Source organism: Spirulina subsalsa CS-330, from assembly GCF_028330765.1.
GTDB lineage: Bacteria > Cyanobacteriota > Cyanobacteriia > Cyanobacteriales > Spirulinaceae > Spirulina > Spirulina subsalsa_A.
The window spans coordinates 40,010-46,206 of the sequence record NZ_JAQMTY010000166.1 but is presented as its reverse complement, the minus strand read 5'-3'; the positions used below and the strand labels follow the sequence as shown (position 1 = coordinate 46,206).

Here is a 6,197-nt window from a genome sequence, read left to right as displayed (position 1 = left end):
GGACTTGAAATACTTGGGATTAGTCCGTCCAAGCTACTGGTGGATAATCAGAAAGTTACGGCTAAATCTGAATTAACAGATTTGAGAAATCAGGATAAATCAATGGCGTTAGTCGTTGAGCCTAGCAACCCTCTGCAACTATCGTTGTTTGAGTGGATAAATGGTCAGGTAACTGGCTGTTCAGAATCCCCCACTCTAGCCCGTAGGGTTTAGTGGGGGAGTATGTCAAAGAATTGCTTCATTGCCCTTTTGCGAGGGCCTCATGATCTATCCTGAACGTCTAGCCGTTTGCAAGCACCATGACCTCTTCTTCCTCCATTCGCTATTCTGCCCGCATTTGCGATCGCGCTGCCCGTGCCCTGCGCTGTTCCCCCTTTACCCTGACGCTGTTGCGCACGATTCGCACCACGAGCGTCGCCCTCGATGCCCTAGCGGGAACAGCGGGCGTTACCCAGGCCTATACCCGCACCCCCCTGACGGAATGGCAGGCCGAAAGTCAGATGATGTGGTTGATTCAGGTGGGGCTGGTGCGTCGGGAAGTGGATGGCCAGGGCATCACCGATAGTTTTCGCCTCACGCCGTTGGGCTGGCAATTAACCCAAGCCTGGTCAGATTCCGCCCAAGGCATCCCCCCAGCGACCTGGGGCGATCGCCTCCTCAACTGGATACACCGCTGGTTCCGTCTCCCCCTCTAAAACCATTTAATGAAAGCGATTATGGTCGTCGGCACGACCTCCCATGCCGGAAAATCGATGCTCGCCACCGCCCTCTGTCGGATTCTCAACCGCCAGAATTGTCGCGTTACCCCCTTCAAAGGCCAAAACATGGCCCTGAACGCCTACGTCACCCCCTCCGGCGGTGAAATTGGCTATGCCCAAGCGGTACAAGCCTGGGCAGCGGGGGTGAAGCCCTGGGTGGAGATGAACCCGATCCTACTCAAGCCCCAAGGCGACAGCACCTCCCAGGTGATTATTCGCGGCCAGGCGGTGGGGACGACCACGGCGGCCAACTATTACGAGCAGTATTTTGATCGGGGCTGGCAGGCGATTACGGAATCCCTGCACAGTCTAGCGTCGGAATTTGATGTGATCGTGTGCGAGGGGGCGGGCAGTCCGGCGGAAATTAACCTCAAACACCGCGACCTCACCAATATGCGGGTGGCGAAATACCTCAACGCGGCGACGGTTTTGATTGTGGATATTGATCGGGGCGGGTCTTTTGCCCATGTGGTGGGGACGTTGGCGCTGCTCGACCCGGATGAGCGATCGCTGATTAAAGGGATTGTGATCAATAAATTTCGGGGGCAATTGTCGATTTTGCAGCCGGGGATTGACTGGCTGGAGAACTATACCGGGATTCCGGTGCTGGGGGTGATCCCCTGGAGTAATCAACTGTTTCCGGCGGAGGATTCTTTAAGTTTGCTCGATCGGCGATCGCATAAAACCCAACAGGAAGCCACGATCAGCATCATCCGCCTCCCCCACATTGCCAACTTCACCGACTTTGACCCCCTCGAAGCCGAGCCAACGGTGGGGGTGAAATATGTCAATCTCGACGGGGAATTGGGCTACCCTGATGCGGTGATTCTGCCCGGCTCGAAAACTACATTGAGTGATCTCAACGCCCTCCACAGCAGCGGCATGGCGAAAAAAATTCAAGACTATGTAGCCGCCGGAGGGACGGTGTTTGGGATTTGTGGCGGCTTTCAAATGTTGGGCGATCGCATCGCCGATCCCCACGGTCTCGAAGGCGAAGCCGGTGAACAAACCGGACTCCAACTCCTCCCGATCCAAACCACGATCACCCGCGACAAAATCGTCCAGCAGCGCACCTGCTTTTCCTATTATCCCCACGCCGGTCTTCCCATCGAAGGCTACGAAATCCACCAGGGCCAAACCCAGCGGCTCCACCGCCGCCGTGATGCCACCAATCAACCCCAGGCCCTCTTTGATGACGACAGCCTCGGCCTCGTCGATCCCAATCAATCGATCTGGGGGTGCTATCTCCACGGCATTTTTGATAATGGCCCCTGGCGGCGCACCTGGATTAACCACCTGCGCCAACGGCGGGGCCTGCTCTCGCTGCCGACGGGGGTATCCAACTACCGGGAACAGCGGGAAATCATGCTCAACGGCCTCGCCACCCTCGTAGAAGATCATCTCAACCTCCAGCCCCTTTTATCCTAATCGTGGCCGGAATCGGACGGAAAAAACGCCCTGGCTGGGTGCGATCGCCCCCCTTGCGGTTCTCCCCCTAGTCCTGACCTCAAGCAAAGTGTCACACTGAAGAAGCTTGATTTTGAATGAACACCTGGAGGTTGCATGAGCTACGACTATGATTTATTCGTGATTGGTGGCGGTTCTGGAGGCATTGCCACCGCACGACGGGCCGCCGAATATGGCGCGAAAGTTGGTGTGGCCGAAGTGGGACGCTTAGGCGGAACCTGCGTCAATCGCGGCTGTGTCCCGAAAAAGTTAATGGTCTATTCGTCCCATTTTCCCGGCTTGATTGAAGATAGCCGGGGCTATGGTTGGACTGTGTCGGATGGTCAATTTGATTGGCCGACGTTAATGAATGCGGTCAATGGTGAAGTGGGTCGCCTCAATGGGATTTATCAACGGATGCTGGATAATTCCCAAGTGGAATTGTTGCCCCATTATGCGAAGTTCGTCGATTCCCATACGTTAATGGTGGGGGAGAAGACGGTGACGGCGGATAAAATCCTGATCGCGGTGGGGGGAAAACCCGTCAAACCCAGTTCGATCGCGGGTATTGAGCACACCATTACCTCGGATGAAATTTTCCACCTCCCGGAACAGCCGCAACGCTTGATGATTTTAGGTGGGGGTTATATTGGCTGCGAATTTGCCTGTATTTTGAATGGGCTGGGGTCGGAGGTGACCCAGGTGATTCGGGGCGATCATATTCTTCGGGGCTTTGATGATGACATTCGTGCCATGGTTCAGGAGTCGATGCAGGCTCATGGGGTGAAGCTCCTCACCCAGACTGAACCGGTGGCCATTACCCCCGGTGAAGATGGCTTAACGGTTACCCTCAAAGGCCCTGAAGGGGAAGAAACCGTCGTTGCCGATGCTGTGGGCTTGGCCGCTACGGGTCGCCGTCCCAACCTGGATAATTTGGGGCTGGAAAATACGAAAGTGGAAGTGGTGAATGGTGCGATCGCAGTGGATCAATACAGTCAAACCGCTGAAGAGCATATCTACGCCGTCGGCGACTGCACCGACAACATCAACCTCACCCCCGTCGCCATCCAAGAGGGGCGCAGTTTTGCCGATACCGTCTTCGGCGGTCAATCCAAATTGATGAGCTACGAAAACGTGCCCACCGCCATCTTCACCACCCCCGAAGCGGCTACCGTTGGCCTCACGGAAGCCCAGGCGCGGGAACAATACGGCGATGCGGTCAAAGTCTATCGCAGCAAATTCCGCCCCATGTACTATGTGCTACCGGGGAAAGAGGAGAAAACCCTGATGAAGTTAATTGTGGATACCAACACAGACAAAGTGTTAGGGGCGCACATGGTCGGGGATGATGCGGCGGAAATTATCCAAGGGGTGGCGATCGCCCTCAAAACCGGAGCCACCAAAGCCGATTTTGATGCCACCGTCGGCATTCACCCCAGTTCCGGCGAAGAATTTGTCACGATGCGCTAGCCGGTTGCACACCACAATCATTGGCCCTCATCCCCAGCCCTTCTCCCGCCAGGAGAAGGGAGCCATTAGCCCTCTCCTACGGGAGAGGGTTGGGGTGAGGGGTTGTGGGGTAGGCGGTTACACCTCAGCCCCTACCTACACCTGACAAGTAATTGCGAATTTGAGGGAACTTGGCACGGGGCGATCGAGTCCTACGGTCAGTAAGTAACAGGTCTCGATATCCCAATTCGACAATTCAACACTCAAATATCCCGCCGTATTCCGTTGGGCTGTAATGGCCTCTTGCGCCGTCGTCAGGGCGAGGCTTCCCGCCCCCGGCAATTGCACCCGCGCCCGTAGTGGGGTTTGACTCATCCAGTCTCCCCCGCGTGCGGTTTCCGGGTCATAATCGATCGCCAACCGAATGATCCCCGCGTTGGTCATCCACAGGCGTTCCACCTGGGGCTGACTGGGGGACAAAGTGACGGCCAGCAGGTCGAGCACTTGTTTCGCGACAAGCAGCGCAATCACCATCTGCTGTTCCACGGAAGCTTCGTAGTAGTCCGTTGGCAGAATGGCCGCGAGGCGATCGCGCTGACTCTGTTGCTCCGCCGCCGAAAAGCGCGTCGGACAAAGACTCGGCGACAAGCGAATCCGTCCCATCACCTCATTCAGGGTTTGGGCATAGTCCGGAAATAACGGTTGCACCGCATTCACCATCTTGGCCGCTTGGGGACGAATCGATCCCACCACCTGATTACAGGTTTCGAGCAACTGTGCCAAGACCAGCGGCGGCAAGACAACGGGTAAAACATCCGCTAGATGGGGTAACCAAATGCGCTGTGCCGTCGATAGGTTTTGGGTCGTATCGTCGCTGTAGTCTAACGTACAGCGATCGGCACTGCTTTCCCACGGAAAGCGGGGCGGATTATGTTGAATCTCAGTGTACAGTCGTTGTTTTAGCAAAGTTTGGAAACGTTTTTGCACGGTTGAAAAGTCTCCCAGCGGGAAAGGTTGAGGGGTTTGAGCAGATTCACCACCATCAGAAGAAGCCAAGTCCCACTCAGGGTCATCCCAGGTTAGAGAATCACTCCAGAGAGCATCCTCCATTAGTGGGGTGAGGTCAGAGTCAGGCATGGCAACGTCGCTACCCTGGTTGAGAGAAAAGTGTTGCTGTTTGGACTGTTGTTGGAAACTGGCAAGCAGTTCTTGATACAACCCGTCCAAATTGTTGTTCATGTTACTATTCATTTGGAGATGCCCCTGATCAGGATACTGAGCGGTTCCGAATATCCCACGCCATTTCCAGCAGTTTAAACCACTGTTTTTCAGTTTGTGTCACCGTTAAGGACAATTGAGTTGCGATCGCTGCCGCATCCAGTCCGTCCTGTTTGAGTTGTAACAACTGTTGCTGCTGTTCGGTCAGTTGATGATAGAAATTGTGCCATTCTTGCGGTGTCAGCCCTAAATTATGGTCTAAATCCGCCCCTAGCCATTGATGCACCAACTCCCACCGATGGGATAACGCAAACCGAATTAAGTGATATTTGAACCGCTGTTGGAGATAGTCCCGCTGGCGAGGCGTGATCTCTAAAATAGCCTCGATTTCTTGCGCCGAAAGATCCCGCAGCCGCAGGATAAAGTAGTCTGCACAATCCACCTGGTTCCGATCTTCAAAATAGCGCAAGAGTTCGTCAATCACAGTGTCGTGGAGGCTGCCTTCCGGCGTGGATTGCTGTCCATCACTCAAGATCAGGCGGAGTTGCTGCACAAGGGGATCGCCATGGTCGCGATCGCTCCCCCCATAGCCTCCATCCGCCGCACTATCCATATCCACCGAGGCTTCCGGGGGTTGTTTCTGGGAAAAGGTTTGAGCGCGGAGAATGATTAGCTGCTGCGATCGCCGTCTAGGTAGCGGAATTCGTCGCTTCGCATAGCGTTCGCAAAACGCCATATATTCCGCGAGTTGAAGGAGCGATCGCGGCGTATAGGTTGCCGGTAACTCCGTCTCCCGACGAAACAAATTCAACGCTTCGAGATAAAACCCCTGCAAAAAATCCTCAATCAACGCCACCCGCCCCTGATAACTACTCGACCCCTGGGGCGGCAAAATATAGCGATAGACAATCGAACTCAGCAAACTTTGTAACTGCACCCGCCCCCGCTTCGATCCCAGCTTGTAATACCGCAAGCATTGTTTTAAGCGATGCTGCGCCAGCGTCCGCGCCCAACTTTCCACCTCGCCAGAAGTCTGAATCCGCTGACTTTCCTGGCAAATCCGCCAAACCTCCGTCGCTAAACGCTGCGCAACGTCCCAACAGTGGCTTTTCGTAGCCTTAGTCTGGTGGTGAAGATCTTGATAAAGCGATTGGGTAATAAATTCCACGTCGGGATCACTCAATAAGGGATGGTCACACAGGACGCGATCGGCTGCGTCTTCCTGATTTAAAGAGTCGTGATGCCCCTGTTTGGTTTCCCATACCATTAAAATACGAGGAAATTCACCGCTTGTCAGTCAGAAAACACCGGAAAACTGCCCGATAT

The 6,197-nt window shown here is 54.8% G+C and carries 5 protein-coding genes and 1 pseudogene; 4 read left to right on the top strand and 2 right to left on the bottom strand.

All coding sequences use genetic code 11. The features are described from left to right. The 4 genes and pseudogenes from PN477_RS11450 to gor form a co-directional block, all read left to right on the top strand. Positions 1–213 (top strand): annotated as a pseudogene (locus PN477_RS11450) (RNA-guided endonuclease InsQ/TnpB family protein); the annotation flags it as partial. Between the two features lie 86 nt (positions 214–299). Then, positions 300–695: an Npun_F0494 family protein gene (locus PN477_RS11445; RefSeq protein WP_272118224.1), complete on the top strand. Its 396-nt coding sequence runs from the start codon at positions 300–302 to the stop codon at positions 693–695. Positions 696–704: 9 nt separating this feature from the next. Continuing rightward, on the top strand, positions 705–2,186 hold the full coding sequence (gene cobQ, locus PN477_RS11440; RefSeq protein WP_272118221.1) for a cobyric acid synthase CobQ: 1,482 nt from the start codon (positions 705–707) through the stop codon (positions 2,184–2,186). A gap of 135 nt (positions 2,187–2,321) precedes the next feature. Beyond that, positions 2,322–3,674 (top strand): glutathione-disulfide reductase, encoded by a 1,353-nt coding sequence (gene gor, locus PN477_RS11435; RefSeq protein ID WP_272118219.1) that lies wholly within the window; start codon positions 2,322–2,324, stop codon positions 3,672–3,674. A gap of 135 nt (positions 3,675–3,809) precedes the next feature. Here gor and PN477_RS11430 read toward each other — a convergent pair whose 3' ends face one another. Continuing rightward, on the bottom strand, positions 3,810–4,904 hold the full coding sequence (locus PN477_RS11430; RefSeq protein ID WP_272147291.1) for a hypothetical protein: 1,095 nt from the start codon (positions 4,902–4,904) through the stop codon (positions 3,810–3,812). A 16-nt stretch (positions 4,905–4,920) separates the two neighbouring features. Then, on the bottom strand, positions 4,921–6,138 hold the full coding sequence (hetZ, locus tag PN477_RS11425) for a heterocyst differentiation protein HetZ (protein ID WP_272118215.1): 1,218 nt from the start codon (positions 6,136–6,138) through the stop codon (positions 4,921–4,923). Positions 6,139–6,197 lie beyond the last annotated feature (59 nt).

Excerpts from the sequence above, each read along its gene's own strand:
- PN477_RS11445 (WP_272118224.1), top strand. The coding sequence starts at position 300 with ATGACCTCTTCTTCCTCCATTCGCTATTCTGCCCGCATTTGCGATCGC.
- cobQ (WP_272118221.1), top strand. The coding sequence starts at position 705 with ATGAAAGCGATTATGGTCGTCGGCACGACCTCCCATGCCGGAAAATCG.
- gor (WP_272118219.1), top strand. The coding sequence starts at position 2,322 with ATGAGCTACGACTATGATTTATTCGTGATTGGTGGCGGTTCTGGAGGC.
- PN477_RS11430 (WP_272147291.1), bottom strand. The coding sequence starts at position 4,904 with ATGAATAGTAACATGAACAACAATTTGGACGGGTTGTATCAAGAACTG.
- hetZ (WP_272118215.1), bottom strand. The coding sequence starts at position 6,138 with ATGGTATGGGAAACCAAACAGGGGCATCACGACTCTTTAAATCAGGAA.